General features: G+C 69.7%; 15 protein-coding genes, 1 tRNA gene and 1 riboswitch. Of the genes, 7 read left to right on the forward strand and 9 right to left on the reverse strand.

Annotated elements, in window-relative coordinates; all coding sequences use genetic code 11:
* The first annotated feature begins 13 nt into the window (after nucleotides 1-13).
* Nucleotides 14-859 (forward strand): LLM class flavin-dependent oxidoreductase, encoded by an 846-nt coding sequence (locus IE325_RS36915; RefSeq protein ID WP_190074530.1) that lies wholly within the window; start codon nucleotides 14-16, stop codon nucleotides 857-859.
* 38 nt (nucleotides 860-897) lie between these two features.
* A complete protein-coding gene (locus IE325_RS36920) occupies nucleotides 898-1,200 on the forward strand; it encodes a hypothetical protein (RefSeq protein WP_190074531.1) in 303 nt (100 codons plus the stop codon).
* A gap of 11 nt (nucleotides 1,201-1,211) precedes the next feature.
* On the opposite strand, the gene IE325_RS36925 is transcribed toward IE325_RS36920, so the two are convergent.
* Nucleotides 1,212-1,574: a VOC family protein gene (locus tag IE325_RS36925; protein WP_190074532.1), complete on the reverse strand. Its 363-nt coding sequence runs from the start codon at nucleotides 1,572-1,574 to the stop codon at nucleotides 1,212-1,214.
* Between the two features lie 93 nt (nucleotides 1,575-1,667).
* Here IE325_RS36925 and IE325_RS36930 point away from each other — a divergent pair, with 93 nt between their 5' ends.
* A complete protein-coding gene (locus tag IE325_RS36930; RefSeq protein ID WP_373315286.1) occupies nucleotides 1,668-3,125 on the forward strand; it encodes an alginate lyase family protein in 1,458 nt (485 codons plus the stop codon).
* Nucleotides 3,126-3,360: 235 nt separating this feature from the next.
* Here the strand turns inward: IE325_RS36930 and IE325_RS36935 are convergent, their stop codons facing one another.
* Nucleotides 3,361-4,770, reverse strand: coding sequence for a DUF445 domain-containing protein (locus IE325_RS36935; protein WP_190074533.1), 1,410 nt, complete (start codon nucleotides 4,768-4,770; stop codon nucleotides 3,361-3,363).
* A 199-nt stretch (nucleotides 4,771-4,969) separates the two neighbouring features.
* Between IE325_RS36935 and IE325_RS36940 the strand changes: the two genes are divergently transcribed.
* Nucleotides 4,970-6,307: an SGNH/GDSL hydrolase family protein gene (locus IE325_RS36940; RefSeq protein WP_190074534.1), complete on the forward strand. Its 1,338-nt coding sequence runs from the start codon at nucleotides 4,970-4,972 to the stop codon at nucleotides 6,305-6,307.
* Nucleotides 6,308-6,329: 22 nt separating this feature from the next.
* On the opposite strand, the gene IE325_RS36945 is transcribed toward IE325_RS36940, so the two are convergent.
* From IE325_RS36945 to IE325_RS36960, 4 genes are read right to left on the reverse strand one after another with little or no spacing between them, the layout of a single operon-like run.
* Complete coding sequence (locus tag IE325_RS36945; protein ID WP_190074535.1) at nucleotides 6,330-7,139, reverse strand: DUF1707 SHOCT-like domain-containing protein; 810 nt, start codon at nucleotides 7,137-7,139, stop codon at nucleotides 6,330-6,332.
* Nucleotides 7,140-7,171: 32 nt separating this feature from the next.
* Entirely contained in the window at nucleotides 7,172-8,161 is a 990-nt protein-coding gene (locus IE325_RS36950) for an ABC transporter ATP-binding protein (RefSeq protein ID WP_190074536.1), read from the reverse strand.
* Nucleotides 8,162-8,170: 9 nt separating this feature from the next.
* Entirely contained in the window at nucleotides 8,171-8,992 is an 822-nt protein-coding gene (locus tag IE325_RS36955) for an ABC transporter permease (protein WP_190074537.1), read from the reverse strand.
* Nucleotides 8,985-9,785, reverse strand: a complete 801-nt coding sequence (locus IE325_RS36960; RefSeq protein WP_190074657.1) for an ABC transporter permease — start codon at nucleotides 9,783-9,785, stop codon at nucleotides 8,985-8,987. The genes IE325_RS36955 and IE325_RS36960 overlap by 8 nt, the downstream gene beginning before the upstream one ends.
* A 233-nt stretch (nucleotides 9,786-10,018) precedes the next feature.
* Between IE325_RS36960 and IE325_RS36965 the strand changes: the two genes are divergently transcribed.
* On the forward strand, nucleotides 10,019-12,388 hold the full coding sequence (locus IE325_RS36965) for a transglycosylase domain-containing protein (RefSeq protein ID WP_190074538.1): 2,370 nt from the start codon (nucleotides 10,019-10,021) through the stop codon (nucleotides 12,386-12,388).
* Between the two features lie 13 nt (nucleotides 12,389-12,401).
* Here the strand turns inward: IE325_RS36965 and IE325_RS36970 are convergent, their stop codons facing one another.
* The 3 genes from IE325_RS36970 to IE325_RS36980 form a co-directional block, all read right to left on the reverse strand.
* Nucleotides 12,402-12,722, reverse strand: a complete 321-nt coding sequence (locus IE325_RS36970) for a DMT family transporter (protein WP_190074539.1) — start codon at nucleotides 12,720-12,722, stop codon at nucleotides 12,402-12,404.
* A gap of 33 nt (nucleotides 12,723-12,755) precedes the next feature.
* A riboswitch (guanidine-III (ykkC-III) riboswitch) is annotated at nucleotides 12,756-12,817 on the reverse strand.
* 55 nt (nucleotides 12,818-12,872) lie between these two features.
* Nucleotides 12,873-13,175: a GroES family chaperonin gene (locus IE325_RS36975; protein ID WP_125517739.1), complete on the reverse strand. Its 303-nt coding sequence runs from the start codon at nucleotides 13,173-13,175 to the stop codon at nucleotides 12,873-12,875.
* A gap of 97 nt (nucleotides 13,176-13,272) precedes the next feature.
* Nucleotides 13,273-13,602, reverse strand: a complete 330-nt coding sequence (locus tag IE325_RS36980; RefSeq protein ID WP_190074541.1) for a DUF3618 domain-containing protein — start codon at nucleotides 13,600-13,602, stop codon at nucleotides 13,273-13,275.
* A 95-nt stretch (nucleotides 13,603-13,697) separates the two neighbouring features.
* On the opposite strand from IE325_RS36980, the gene bcp reads away from it, so the two are divergent.
* Complete coding sequence (gene bcp, locus IE325_RS36985) at nucleotides 13,698-14,165, forward strand: thioredoxin-dependent thiol peroxidase (RefSeq protein WP_190074542.1); 468 nt, start codon at nucleotides 13,698-13,700, stop codon at nucleotides 14,163-14,165.
* Nucleotides 14,166-14,204: 39 nt separating this feature from the next.
* Nucleotides 14,205-14,291: transfer RNA gene (locus IE325_RS36990), tRNA-Leu, on the forward strand.
* Nucleotides 14,292-14,293 lie beyond the last annotated feature (2 nt).

A 14,293-nucleotide genomic window follows, 5' to 3' on the forward strand; every position in this document is an offset into this window, starting at 1 on the left:
GAGGCTCTCTTTCATGAACATCGGTATCGGCCTGCCCATCGGCGACCCGGCCACCCTGCTCACCTGGGCCCGGCGCGCCGACGACGGCCCCTTCCACACCCTCGGCCTGCTCGACCGGCTCGTCTACGACAACCCCGAGCCCCTGGTGGCCCTCGCCGTCCTCGCCGGCGCCACCGCCCGCGTCCGCGTCCAGACCGAGGTGCTGCTCGCCCCGCTGCGGGACACCGCGCTGCTGGCCAAGCAGGCGGCCACCCTGGACCGGATGACCGACGGCCGCCTCACCCTCGGCCTCGGCATCGGCGGCCGGAACGACGACCACCGCGCCACGGGCACCGACCCGCGCACCCGGGGCCGCCGCCTGGACGCCCAGATGGCGACGATGCGCCGCCTGTGGCACGGCGACCCCTACGACGAGGTCGTCGGCCCCATCGGCCCGGTGCCCACCCGCATCGGCGGCCCGCAGGTCCTCCTCGGCGGCTTCAAGCCCGCCGCCCTCGAACGCGTCGCCCGCTGGGGCGACGGCTTCCTCGCAGCGGCGGCTCCCTCATGGGCGGGCGGCCTGTTCGACACGGTCCGCGGATTCTGGAAGGAGTACGGCCGCGAGGGCGACCCGCGCCTCGTGGCCCAGGTGAACGTCGCGCTGGGCCCACAGCACGTGATCGACGACGCACGCACACGCATGCACGCGTACTACGCCTTCACAGGCACACCCGACCGCATGGTCGCCGGCCTGCTCACCACCCCCGCCGAGATCCGCGCCGCTCTCACTGCCTACGCCGACCTCGGCGTCGACGAGGTGATGCTCTACTGCTACGGCCAGGACCCCGACCAGGTGGACCGCATGGCCGACGTAGTGTGACAGGGCAGCATCCGGCAGCAGGAGTGGTGGGAGGCAACATGGCGAAGGTCCCCAGTGCGGTGGTCGCCGCGGGCGGGCTCGTAGGCGGGTACGGCGTGGCCCGCTGGACCAGGAAACGGCAGCTCGGCGGGGTCGTCCTGGCCGTCGCGGGGGCGGCCGCCGCACAGCAGTGGCGACAGCAGACGGACGGCCGAACCGCCGGGGCGCTGACCGCCGCGTATGTGACGGCCTTCGCCGGTTCCCACCCGCTGGCCAAGAAGGTGGGTGCCTGGCCCGCCGTGTTCACGGTGGCGGGCGCGATGGCCCTGGCGTCCTGGGCGATGGCGGACCGCAAGGCCTGACGCCTCACGCGTCACTCCCCCTGATGGGTGAGCACATTCACCACCCGCCCACCAGGATCGCGTACGAAGAACCGCCGTACCCCCCACTCCTCGTCCCGGATGTCCCGTACGACCTCCGCACCCGACGCCACGACCCGCGCGTACACGGCGTCGACGTCCTCGACCTCCACGCTGAGGTCGGGGACGACGGGTGCGGTGCGCTCCTCGGTGAAGAAGCTGATCTGGGCGGTGGGGTTGGCGGGGGACGCCATGGTCGTCACCCAGCCCATGTCCATGACCTCCTCAAAGCCGAGCAGGCCGTAGAAGTCACGGTTGGTCCCCACCGCCTCCTCCGACCCGGCATCGACGTTGGGCACGATCCTGCGAACGGTCATCGGTACGGCTCCCTCATCGGCGTCCGGAGTTTTTGTTATCCCCCGCAGTGTCGCTCCGTCTCCTCTCCGTCCCCAGCCACAGGCACGCGAGGAATGAGCCACGTGACACGACAGATCAGCCGCCGGAGCATGCTCAAGGCCACAGGTACGGCCGCAGGAGCCATCGGCGTCGGACTCGGTACGACCGCGCTCGCACCCCCGGCAGCCGCGGCCGGCGCCTCCTTCGCCCACCCCGGCCTGCTGCACACCCGCACCGACCTGGACCGGATGGCGGCCAAGGTGAAGGCGGGCGCCCAGCCCTACACGGCCGGTTTCGCCAAGCTGACCGCCAACCCGCACGCACAGAGCAGCTGGCAGCCCCGCCCCGCCGCCACCGTCTACCGCGGCTCGGGCACACCGGAGAACTACGGGGCGCTGTACAAGGACATCCACTCGGCCTACCAGAACGCCCTGCGCTGGCACATCACCGGCGAGACGGCGCACGCCGACACGGCCGTCGCCATCCTCAACGCCTGGTCGGCCACCCTCACCAGCGTCCAGGGCAGCGCGGACCGCTTCCTGGCGGCGGGTCTGTACGGCTACCAGTTCGCGAACGCCGCCGAACTCGTCCGCGACCACGACGACTTCGAGCTCGCCCGCTTCCAGGAGATGCTCACCAAGTCCTTCTCCTCCCTCAGCGACGACTTCCTGGTCCGGCACAACGGCGCCGTCATCAGCAACTACTGGACCAACTGGGACCTGGCGAACATGTGCTGCGTCCTGGCGACCGGCATCCTCTGCGACGACAAGGCCCAAGTCACCCGAGCCGTCGACTACTTCAAACACGGCGAGGGCCTCGGCTCCCTCCAAAACGCCATCCCCGTGGTCCACGACGACGGCCTCGCCGAATGGCTGGAGGCCGGCCGCGACCAGGGCCACGCCCTCCTCGGCGTCGGCCTGATGGGCACGTTCTGCGAGATGGCCTGGAACCAGGGCATCGACCTCTACGGCTACGACGACAGCCGCTTCCTCAAGGGCGCCCAGTACGTCGCCAAGTGGGCCCTGGGCGGCGACGTACCCTTCACCGCGAGCACCCGCAAGAAGGGCGCGATCAACGGCTGGTCCGGCTCGGAGACCGTAACCGAGGCGGCCCCGGTCAACCCCGAGATGACCCGCCCCATCTGGGCGATGATCACCAACCACTACACCAAGCGCCGCGGCCTACCGGCGACGTACCTCACCCGAATCACCGCGAAGTCCACCCCCGAGGGCGGCGGCGGAGACTACGGCCCCAACAGCGGCGGCTACGACCAACTGGGCTTCGGCACCCTGACGTTCACGAGGGACAAGGCCACTTCCCCTACCTCAACACCGACGACTTCCACAGCGGGCTCGGACCCCCGCCCCCAGACGGGCCCAGCGGCATCGCCCTCCCAGTCCACCGCCGGCGACTTGGCAGCCACCGGCTCGAACGACCTCCTGGGCTGGACGGCCGCCACGGGCATCACGGCCCTGGCCGGCGGCCTCCTCCTACTCCGCCGCCGCGACCGCGCACGACGAGAGTCGCAGTAGAGCGAGCCCCGGCCGCGGGTGATGAACGCTCCCGCGGCCGCGTACGGCGGCAAGGGGACGCGTCGGGGGGTGTCCGCCCGCAGCGGCGGGCCTCAACGGACGTCGACCTCTCTGCCGTACGGCAACCGCCCGACCGAGGACGGATACCCCCCGGCGCGGCCCCGACTCACCCCACACCCGTGGGCGCTACGCGAACCCCCACCGGACAGCGACGGGCCGCCGCAGGCACCCCGGCCTAAGCCCCCAGCGCACGCGAAACCGTGTAGATGACCAGCCCCGCCAACGACCCCACCACCGTGCCGTTGATCCGAATGAACTGCAGATCCCGCCCGATATGCGCCTCGATCTTCCGAGTGGTGTGCTCGGCGTCCCACCCGGCCACGGTGTCCGTGATCAGCGACGTGATCTCCTTCCGATAGGTGGTCACGACATACACAGCCGCCCCCTCCACCCACCCATCGACCTTGCCCTGCAGCCGAGGCTCGACAGCCATCCGAGCCCCCAGCGACAACAACGACGCCCGCACCCGCAACCGCAGCTCACTACGCTCGTCCTCAGCGGCCGAGACGATCATCGACCGCACGGCGGTCCACGCGGAGGCGATCAGGTCCTGCACCTCCCCCCGCCCCAGCACCTCCCCCTTCAGCCGCTCGACCCGCGCCCGAGTCTCCGTATCGGACTGCAGATCGGAGGCGAAGTCAGTCAGGAACCGATCAAGCGCCCCCCGCGCCGGATGGGACGGCATGTCCCGCATCTCGGTGACGAACCGCAGCAGCTCCTTGTAAACCCGCTCACCAACCCGCCGATCAACAAATCTCGGCGTCCACCCGGGCGCACCCCCCTGAACGGCGTCCATGATCTCGTCGTCATGCAGCACCAGCCAGTCGTACGCCCGCGTCACGACAAGATCGACGGCCCGCCTGTGCCCACCGTCCGCGACGACCTTCTCCAGCATTTTCCCTATGCCGGGCGCGACCTCCTGCGCATCGGCACGCCGAGTGATCGCCTCCCCCACCACGGCCTGCACATCGGCGTCACGCATGACCGTCAGCGCACCCCGCAGCGCCGCGGACAACTCGGCCGTCACCCGGTCCGCATGCTCCGGCTCCGCCAGCCACGCCCCGAGCCGGCTCCCGATCCCGACCGCCCGCAGCCGCTGCCGCACGACGTCCTGGGACAGAAAGTTCTCCCCGACGAACTCGCCCAGGGAGACACCCAGCTGATCCTTCTTCGTAGGAATGATCGCGGTGTGCGGAATGGGCAACCCGAGAGGCCGCCGGAACAGCGCAGTGACAGCGAACCAGTCCGCCAGCGCACCGACCATCCCCGCCTCGGCAGCCGCCGCCACATACCCCGCCCAGGCCCCCGCCCCCTGCCCCGAGGCGACCTTCGCCAGCACATACACCAGCGCCACGAACAGCAGCAGCCCACTCGCCGTGAGCTTCATCCGCCGTACGCCCCGCTGCTTCTCCTCGTCCGCCGCGGTGAACGTCGACATCGCACGTACGGCCGAAGCGGGGACACCCCCGGCACCCCGGTTACCGCCCACACCGGGCCGGGCATGCTGCTCTACGTCACGTGTTTCCGTTTCATCCGGATCCGTACGTTCCATCCGCTCCACCCGTCCAGGTTCCCCCGTACACATTGTCCCTACCTGACCGACTCCTGGAACGAATCAAGAGTTCCCGGCGTCTGTCCGACCGGGGGGAGTTCGATGGCGAACTCCGGATGAACTCCGGCGGCCCAAAGGGGGGTCCATGCCATCCCCCTCTCCCTCATGACGCATCATGAGGTGATCACATCGGAGCCTCGGGCTCCCATCCGCCCGAGGAGACACGCACCGCATGACCAGGCGAAACGGTTATGCCTTGCTCAGCGCGATCATCGCCCTGATCGTCACGCTTTCGGCCGCGATATACATCGGTGTCGCGTCCGACGACGGAAGCAGCACCCGAGCGAGCGCCCCCACCCAGAAGGGCTCAGGGCGGGGCCCCGTCGCCCCCGCCTCCACCGGCATCTGGGTGGGTGCCTGGTCCGCGTCCCCGGTCGGCGCGGAGCCCGGCACCGAGGTGCGGGGCCTGGCGGGCAGCTCGGTGCGCAACGTCGTGCACACCAGCGTCGGCGGTACGAGCGCGAGGATCACCCTCTCCAACCTCTACGGCCAGTCGCAGCTGACCATCACCCACGCGTCCCTCGCCCCCTCCTCCGCCCCCGGATCACCCGCCGCCGTCGCGGAGTCGATGCGCCGGCTGACCTTCGGCGGAAACGCCACCGTCGTCATCCCGCCGGGCCGGCAGGTGCTGAGCGACGTCGTACGCGTGACGATCCCCGCGGACACCGACGTCCTGGTCACCACCTACTCCCCCACCCCGTCAGGGCCGGTCACCTTCCACCCGCACGCCCGCCAGACCAGCTACGTCGCCGAGGGCGACCTGGCCGAGGACGCGACCGGCACGGCGTACACCGGGCAGATCGACGCCTGGCGCTACCTCACCGCCCTGGACGTCCTCAGCCACGACTCCGAAGGCACCGTCGTGGTCTTCGGCGACTCCCTCACCGACGGCATCACCTCCACCCAGAACGCCAACCTCCGCTGGACGGACGTCCTGTCCAGGCGACTGCGCGCTGCGGTGGCGGCGGGTCAGAATGTGCCGCGCTACAGCGTCGTCAACCAGGGCATCAGCGGCAACCAGATCCTCGCCAGCGGCTCCGGGCGCCCCGCCGACAACCAGGCCGGCGTCGGCCGCTTCCACCGCGACGCGCTGTCCCGTACGAACGTCAAGGTCGTCGTCATCGACCTCGGCGTCAACGACATCTTGCGCAACCCGAACCTCGCCGACCCCGACCGCATCCTCGACGGTCTGCGCGCGATGGTCCGCCAGGCGCACGCCCGCGGCATCAGGGTCGTCGGCGCGACCCTGATGCCCTTCCAGGGCCACCGCGGCTACACCGACGACCGCGAGAGCGTCCGGCAGCAGATCAACGCCGAGATCCGCGCGGGCCGGGTCTTCGACGCGGTCGCCGACTTCGACAAGGCGCTGCGGGACCCGTACAACCCGCGCAAGTTCCGCCCCGACTACGACTCGGGCGACCATCTGCACCCGAGCGACAGGGGCTATGAGCAGATGGCGGAGTCCTTCGATCTGGACGACCTGAAGGGTTCGGCCCCGGCGGAGCTGTAGCGCGGGGGGCCGACGACGGCGCTCAGTCCTCGTCCCGCTCCCGCCGCCTCTCCCGACGACGATCACCCCGCCCCTCATGGCCATGCCGCCACATGTCCCGGTGGTCCTCCAGCATGCCCATGTGGGCCCGGTACTGCTCGTCGCGCAGCTCCCGCCGCTCCTCGCGCCGCTCCAGCCGCTCCCGCCGCCGCTCCTCCCGGAGCTCCTGCTTCCGTGCCCGGGTCAGCTTCCGCTCGACGCCCACGCCGCCCCAGAAGGCGAACCCGGTCACGATCACCCGAGGCGCCCCGGGATCCCCGGTCACGCCTTCCTCACGGTGATCGAAGCCCCCCATGACGCCGATGCCGCGCACCTCGACCTCGACCCCGGGCGGCACGGTGATCTCCATCCCGCCCATGATCGCGACGCAGTTGATCTCGACGACCCGGTCCGCGAAGTCGGCGTCCCGCAGATCGATCTCGCCGCCGCCCCAGAAGGCGAAGGCGTTGAACCGCTTGGGCACGGTCCACCGCCCCTTGCGCTGGAACCCCGACATCACGGCGACACCCCAGGTCGAGGATCCTTCACCGCCGACGATCCGCCCGGCCCAACTCCCGTCCGGCTCCCCGGACTTCTTCACCATGTCGACCTTGGGCACGGCCACTTCACCGGCGGGCAGATCCCGGGTGATGGGCGCCAGATCGCCGTAGGTTCGAGCCTTGTAGGTCGCGTCGAGGCGTTCCTCGAACTCCTCCATGTCGAGCCGCCCCTCCGCGAGGGCGTCCCGCAGGACCTCGGCGACTCGTTCACGATCGGCGTCGGACGCACGCAGCTCCGGGGCTTCGTCGCTCATGGGATCAGCCTACGAGTTAGGCCGCCCCGGGGCTATGAGATCGCCCGCTCGGCCCTGTCGGCCTGTTCCGCGTACATTTTGGCGATCACGGCCTCGATGTCCGGCTCCCGCACCGACAGATCCACCAGCGGATACTCCGCCGCGATCCGCGCCACCAGCACCGCCGCCGACTCGGCCGCCGGGAACGCCAGCCACTGCCGGGGCCCCTCGACCTTCACCACGCGCGCGGGCGGCGCCTCGATGGGCGGCAGCTCGCGCTCCAGGTCGACCACGAGGGTCCGCTCGCTCTCCCCCACCTCGTGCAGCCCGGCGAGCGGGCCGTCGTACATCATCCGGCCGTGGTCGATGACCATCACCCGTGAGCACAACTGCTCGATGTCCTGAAGGTCGTGCGTGGTCAGCAGCACCGTCGTGCCGCGCTCGGTGTTCAACTCCCGCAGGAAGTCCCGCACCTTCGCCTTGGAGATGACGTCGAGGCCGATCGTCGGCTCGTCCAGGTACAGCACCTCGGGATCGTGCAGCAGCGCCGCCGCGATGTCGCCGCGCATCCGCTGGCCGAGGGAGAGCTGCCGTACGGGGACGTCCAACAGATCGCCCAGGTCGAGGAGTTCGACCAGGCGGTCGAGGTTCTCGCGGTAACGGGCGTCGGGAATGCGGTACATGCGGTGCATCAGCTTGTACGAGTCGATCAGCGGCAGGTCCCACCAGAGGGTGGTGCGCTGGCCGAACACCACCCCGATGCGATGCGCGAGCCGCGTCCGCTCCCGGGACGGGTCGATGCCCGCGACGCGCAGCCGGCCGCCGCTCGGCGTCAGGATCCCCGTCAGCATCTTGATCGTCGTCGACTTCCCGGCGCCGTTCGGCCCGATGTAGCCCACCATCTCGCCGCGTGCCACGCGGAAGGAGATCGAGTCGACGGCCCGTACCGTCCGGCGCTCCCGCTTCATGAAGCCGGTCTTCCTGCGCACCTCGAAGACCTTCTCGACACCGTCGAGTTCGATGAACACGTCCTCGTCCCGCATGACCTGCCCCTAACTCCCCGTACTCCGATACGACCGCAGCCCGGCCCGCCACGCCAGCCCGGCCAGGGCACAGCACGCCACCGCCACCAGGGGTGAGACGAAGGCCGTCCAGGAAGGCAGGGCGAGGGGGTACGGCCGCCCCAACACGTAGGCGGCGGGCACCCAGTTGACGAAGGCGAGCGGCAGCATGAAGGTCACGCCGCGCACCAGGTCCTTGCCGAACACGGTGGGCGGGTACTGCAGCAGCGTGGTGCCGCCGTAGGTGAACGCGTTCTGCACCTCGGCGGCATCCTGCGCGAGGATCTGGAAGGCCGCGCCCGCCACGAAGAAGGCGCAGAAGATCGCCGCACCGCTGACCAGCATCAACGGCACCAGCAGCACCTTCCCCGCGGTCCACTCCACCTCGACCGACACCAGCGCCCAGCCCAGCACCAGCGCCCCCTGGGTGATCCGGCCCAGGCGGCGCAGCGCGAAGTGGTCGGCGCCGATCTGCGCGAGCACCGGCGCGGGCCGTACGAGCAGCGTGTCGAAGGAGCCGTCGCGCATGCGGCCGCCCAGGACGTCCATCGAGCCCAGCACCAGGTCGGCGAGCCCGAACGACGTCGCCGACAGGCCGTACAGCAGGGCGATCTCGGGCAGTGACCAGCCGCCCAGCGAGTCCACCTGCGAGAACATCAGCAGGATCGCCACGAAGTCCAGGCCGGTCACCATCAGGTTGCCGAGCACGGTGACGGCGAAGGAGGTGCGGTAGGTCATGCTGGACCGCACCCACATCCCGGCGATCAGCCGGTAGGCCCGCAGCCCTTCCAGCAGGGCACTGCGCTCAGCCACCCTGGACCACCACCCGGCGCGTCGCCACCGACTGCAGCAGCCGCCCCGCCGCCAGCAGCGCCACCGCCCACGCCGCCTGGAAGGCGAACGCCCCGAGCGGCGCCGTCTCCCCCATCAGTACGTCCGCCGGCATCTGGATCTGCGCCGCCCAGGGCAGGGCCCGCACGATCTCGCCGAGCACCCCGGGGAAGGCGTTCAGGGGCAGGACCATGCCGGAGAAGAAGATCCCTGTGATCATCAGGGCCTGGTTGACGCCCATGCCGTCCATCAGCCAGAACACGCTCAGCGCCGCCAGGTAGCGGATGGCGAAACTGACGACCGCGGCGAGCAGCAGGGTGATCACGAAGGCCGCCCAGGGCGTGACCGCCGTGGGGAGCGCCATCGGGAAGAACAGTGCGCCGAACAGGAACGGGACCACGCCCCTGCCCAGCATCTGGAACAGCGCGCGGCCCATGTCCCCGGCCATCCACCAGAGTTGGAGATCGGCCGGGCGGTAGAGATCGACGGCGATCTCCCCGGTGCGGATGCGCTCCATCAGGTCCTTCTCGGCGCCGCCGCCCTGGATGGCGAGCGTCGCGTACAGACACTGGCCCAGCCACACATAGGTGACGGCCTGCGCCTGGTCGTAGCCGCCGAGATGCGGCTTCTCGTCCCACAGAGCGAGATAGGTGTAGACGAGGATCACGCCAAAAACGGTGTTGGTGAACACTCCGGCGGCCGTGGCCAGCCGATAAGTCGCGTACCGTCGGAAGCCGCCCGCCGCGACGGTCAGATACAACCGCCCCGAGCCCACATCCACAGCCCTCCTCGCCCGCGCCGGCACCGAAGCGCAGGAGCCTAGTGCGCGCGGGACGGGGGCTGCCAGCCATTTTCCAGCGGCGTCCAGGGGATGAGTCTGCTCACTTTCCGGGACACGCGCCGGTTTCCGGGAACGGATCGCGCGGTGCGAGAGTCTTCAATGGGGGCGCAGCAGGCGTACGAGGGCGTACGGGAACGTACGACGCGAAACAGGAGTCCGTGCACGACATGAGCGACGAGCCGCAGCCGCAACAGCAGGCGACCGGGAAGGCCGAGCGGCCCAAGAGGACGGGCTGGCGGCGGATCATCCCGACCTGGCGGATGGTCCTTGGCACCTTCGTCATCGGCGTGCTGCTGCTCGTCGGCCTGTTCTTCCTCGGCTACTCCCTGGTCAAGATCCCCCCGGCGAACGCCCTCGCGACCAAGCAGGCCAACGTCTACATGTACGCCGACGGCTCGGTGATCGCCCGCGACGGCGAGGTCAACCGGGAGAACGTCACCCTCGCCCGGATCTCCAAGGACGCCCAGCACGCGATCCTGGCCGCCGAGGACCGCGACTTCTACACCGAGTCCGCCGTCGACCCCAAGGCGATGCTGCGGGCCGCCTGGAACACGGCGACGGGCAAGGGCAAGCAGTCCGGGTCCACGATCACCCAGCAGTATGTGAAGAACTACTACCTGGCGCAGGACCAGACGGTCACCCGCAAGGTGAAGGAGTTCTTCATCGCGATCAAGCTGGACCGCGAGAAGACGAAGAACGAGATCCTCGAGGGCTACCTCAACACCAGCTTCTTCGGCCGCAACGCCTACGGCATCCAGGCCGCCGCCCAGGCCTACTACGGCAAGGACGCGGCCGACCTCGACCCGGCCCGCGCCGCCTATCTGGCCGCGCTGGTGAACGCGCCCAGCGAGTACGACGTCACCGCCCACCCGGAGAACAAGTCCGCGGCCGTCGCCCGCTGGAACTACGTCCTGGACGGCATGGTCACCAAGGGCTGGCTCAGCGAGTCCGAGCGGTCCGGCATGAAGTTCCCGATGCCGAAGGAGGCCGCGGCCTCCACCAACCTCTCCGGTCAGCGCGGCTACATCGTGCAGATCGTCAAGGACTATCTGACCCAGAACAAGATCGTCACCGCGGAGCAGCTGGAGGCCGGCGGCTACCGCGTCACCACCACCCTCCAGAAGGACAAGCAGAACGCCTTCGTCGACGCCGTCAACGACAAGCTGATGTCCCAGCTGGACAAGAAGAACAACAAGGTCGACAACTACGTCCGCGCGGGCGGCGCCTCCGTCGACCCGAAGACCGGCAAGGTCGTCGCGATGTACAACGGCATCGACTACGTCAAGCAGTACACCCCCAACGCCACCCGCCGGGACTTCCAGGTCGGCTCCACCTTCAAGCCGTTCGTCTTCACCTCGGCCGTGCAGAACGGCTCGACGACCCAGGACGGCCGCCAGATCACCCCGAACACGATCTACGACGGCACCAACGAACGCCCGGTGCAGGGCTGGAGCGGCACCTACGCCCCGGAGAACGAGGACCAGCACTCCTACGGCGACATCAGCGTGCGGTCGGCCACCGACAGCTCCGTGAACTCGGTGTACGCGCAGATGGCCGTCGACGTCGGCCCGGCGAAGGTGAAGGACACCGCGGTCGAGCTGGGTCTGCCCGCGAGCACCCCCGACCTCCAGCCGTACCCGTCGATCGCCCTCGGCACCGCCACCGCCAGTGTCCTCGACATGGCGGAGGCCTACGCGACGCTCGCCAACCACGGCAAGCACGGCACGTACACCATGATCGACAAGGTCACCAAGGACGGCACCGACGTCATCGAGCTGCCGAAGCGCAAGACGACCCAGGCCGTCAGCCGCGAGGCCGCCGACACCACGACCTCCGTCCTGCAGAGCGTCGTCGAGAACGGCACCGCGACCGCCGCCCAGACCCTCGGCCGCCCGACCGCGGGCAAGACCGGCACGGCCGAGGACGACAAGGCGGCCTGGTTCGCCGGCTACACCCCCGACCTCGCCACCGTCGTCGCCGTCATGGGCCAGAACCCGGTCTCGGCCAAGCAGGAGCCGCTGTACGGCGCGCTGGGCCTGGACCGGATCAACGGCGGTGGCGCGCCCACCGAGATCTGGACGCAGTACACGCAGGAGGCCCTGAAGGGGAAGCCGGTCAGCGAGTTCGACCTGGAGCTCCAGGAGGGCGCCGAGGTGCCCCAGTACCCGACGACGGACCCGACCCAGGGCGACGAGGACTCCGGCGACGAGGACGACGGCGGCACCACGGGCGACACCTCGACCGGCGGCCAGGACACGGAGGGCCAGACCGGCGGGGAGACCCCGGGCGAGACGGACGGCGGCACGACGGGCGACACGACGGACGGAGGGACCACGGACGGGGGCACGACCGACGGCGGCACGACCGGCGACACCACGGACGGGGGCACCACGGACGGCGGTACGACGGACGGGGGCACCACCGGCGACACCTCGACCGGCGGTACGGACACCGGCGGCGGCACGACCGGCGGCGACACCGGCGGGACCGACACCGGCGGCAGCACATCCGGAAACACGGCCGGCCCCGGCCGATGACCCTGGATGGCTATCAGTGACCGCTGGTCGCCTTGAGCCCCACGACGGCGACCAGCAGCAGACAGACGAAGAAGATCCGCGCGGCGGTGGCCGGCTCACCCAGCACCACCATGCCGACCACGGCCGCACCGGCCGCACCGATGCCCACCCACACGCCATAGGCGGTGCCGATGGGCAGGGAGCGGGCGGCGTACGACAGCAGCAGCATGCTGGCGACGATGCCTGCGCCGGTGAAGAAGCTGGGGACGAGACGGGTGAACCCGTCGGTGTACTTCATCCCGATCGACCAGCCCACTTCGAGCAGACCGGCGACGACGAGCAGAACCCAGGCCATGACGAGCACCTTTCGCAAAGACGGAAACCTGGCGGTGCGTCGTCTTTGCGTTCACCCGGTACGGCGCGTCTCGTCGGGATGCTTCCAAGCTAGCAAGGAACCCGAAGAAGGGGCTGGTGACGATGGTCACCAGCCCCTTCAACCGTTGGTCTACAGGTAGAGCCCCGTCGAATCCTCCGACCCCTCGAACCGGTCGGCGGCGACGGCGTGCAGATCACGCTCACGCATGAGCACATACGCGACCCCGCGCACCTCGACCTCGGCGCGGTCCTCCGGGTCGTACAGGACGCGGTCGCCGGGCTCCACGGTCCGTACGTTCTGCCCCACCGCGACGACCTCGGCCCAGGCCAGCCGACGGCCGACGGCCGCGGTGGCGGGGATCAGGATGCCGCCGCCGGAACGCCGCTCGCCCTCACTGGTGTCCTGCCGCACGAGTACACGGTCGTGCAGCATCCGGATGGGCAGCTTGTCGTGTCCGCTGCCGTGCTCGTTTCTGTTGGCGCTCACGCCTTTGAACCTACCTGCCTTTACCGCCCGCGTAAGCCGCCGGTCAGCGCTTACGACGCCGGGTGCTCAGGGCGAGCACCCCCACGAGGCCGACGGCGACGAGAGCCACGGGCACGATGCGTTCCAGCCGGGGCGCACCCTCGTCATCGGTGAACTTGGCCTTGACATCGCTCACCACCCGGTTGACCTCGACATAGGCCCGCCCGAGGGTGTGGTCGATATTGGAGACCACCTTGGCCTTGGCATCGCCGACGATCGTCTTCGGGTGCACCCGCACCCCGATCTCGTCGAGCGTCTCGGCCAGTACTGCGCGACGGGCCTTGATGTCCGCCTCGATCTGCGCCGGGGTTCTGGTGTCCGACGTGTCCGCCACGGTTCGGCCTCCGAAGTGAAGCTGATGCTGTTTCCGGACAGTCTGTCAGCTCCACGCCGGACCGCACTGTCAGGCTCCCCGGTTACGCTGGTTCGATGAGCGAGCGACTCCAGCCGGGGGACGTGGCCCCCGCCTTCACCCTGCCCGACGCCGACGGCCGCGAGGTGTCCCTGTCGGACCACAAGGGCCGCAAGGTCATCGTGTACTTCTACCCGGCGGCCCTGACGCCCGGATGCACCAAGCAGGCCTGCGACTTCACGGACAACCTGGAGCTGCTGGCCGGCGCGGGCTACGACGTCATCGGCATCTCCCCCGACCAGCCGGAGAAGCTCGCCAAGTTCCGCGACAAGGAGCACCTGAAGGTCACCCTGCTCGCCGACCCGGAGAAGACGGTCACCGAGTCCTACGCGGCCTACGGCGAGAAGAAGAACTACGGCAAGACCTACATGGGCGTCATCCGCTCCACGATCGTCGTGGACGAGGAGGGCAAGGTCGAGCGGGCCCTGTACAACGTGCGGGCGACCGGCCACGTGGCGAAGATCATCAAGGATCTGGGCATCTGAGCACCCGGCCCGGCCAGTAGCATGGCCGGGCAAGGTCACGCGGCCGTGGTGGAATTGGCAGTCACGCTGGGTTTAGGTCCCAGTGGGGTAACACCCGTGAGGGTTCGAGTCCCTCCGGCCGCACCATC

Source organism: Streptomyces lanatus (assembly GCF_014655715.1).
GTDB classification, from domain to species: domain Bacteria; phylum Actinomycetota; class Actinomycetes; order Streptomycetales; family Streptomycetaceae; genus Streptomyces; species Streptomyces lanatus.

What these genes read in the sequence shown, in the direction of transcription:
- IE325_RS36915 (WP_190074530.1), top strand. Translation starts at nt 14, where the DNA reads ATGAACATCGGTATCGGCCTGCCCATCGGCGACCCGGCCACCCTGCTC.
- IE325_RS36920 (WP_190074531.1), top strand. Translation starts at nt 898, where the DNA reads ATGGCGAAGGTCCCCAGTGCGGTGGTCGCCGCGGGCGGGCTCGTAGGC.
- IE325_RS36925 (WP_190074532.1), bottom strand. Translation starts at nt 1,574, where the DNA reads ATGACCGTTCGCAGGATCGTGCCCAACGTCGATGCCGGGTCGGAGGAG.
- IE325_RS36930 (WP_373315286.1), top strand. Translation starts at nt 1,668, where the DNA reads ATGAGCCACGTGACACGACAGATCAGCCGCCGGAGCATGCTCAAGGCC.
- IE325_RS36935 (WP_190074533.1), bottom strand. Translation starts at nt 4,770, where the DNA reads ATGTGTACGGGGGAACCTGGACGGGTGGAGCGGATGGAACGTACGGAT.
- IE325_RS36940 (WP_190074534.1), top strand. Translation starts at nt 4,970, where the DNA reads ATGACCAGGCGAAACGGTTATGCCTTGCTCAGCGCGATCATCGCCCTG.
- IE325_RS36945 (WP_190074535.1), bottom strand. Translation starts at nt 7,139, where the DNA reads ATGAGCGACGAAGCCCCGGAGCTGCGTGCGTCCGACGCCGATCGTGAA.
- IE325_RS36950 (WP_190074536.1), bottom strand. Translation starts at nt 8,161, where the DNA reads ATGCGGGACGAGGACGTGTTCATCGAACTCGACGGTGTCGAGAAGGTC.
- IE325_RS36965 (WP_190074538.1), top strand. Translation starts at nt 10,019, where the DNA reads ATGAGCGACGAGCCGCAGCCGCAACAGCAGGCGACCGGGAAGGCCGAG.
- IE325_RS36970 (WP_190074539.1), bottom strand. Translation starts at nt 12,722, where the DNA reads ATGGCCTGGGTTCTGCTCGTCGTCGCCGGTCTGCTCGAAGTGGGCTGG.
- IE325_RS36975 (WP_125517739.1), bottom strand. Translation starts at nt 13,175, where the DNA reads ATGCTGCACGACCGTGTACTCGTGCGGCAGGACACCAGTGAGGGCGAG.
- bcp (WP_190074542.1), top strand. Translation starts at nt 13,698, where the DNA reads ATGAGCGAGCGACTCCAGCCGGGGGACGTGGCCCCCGCCTTCACCCTG.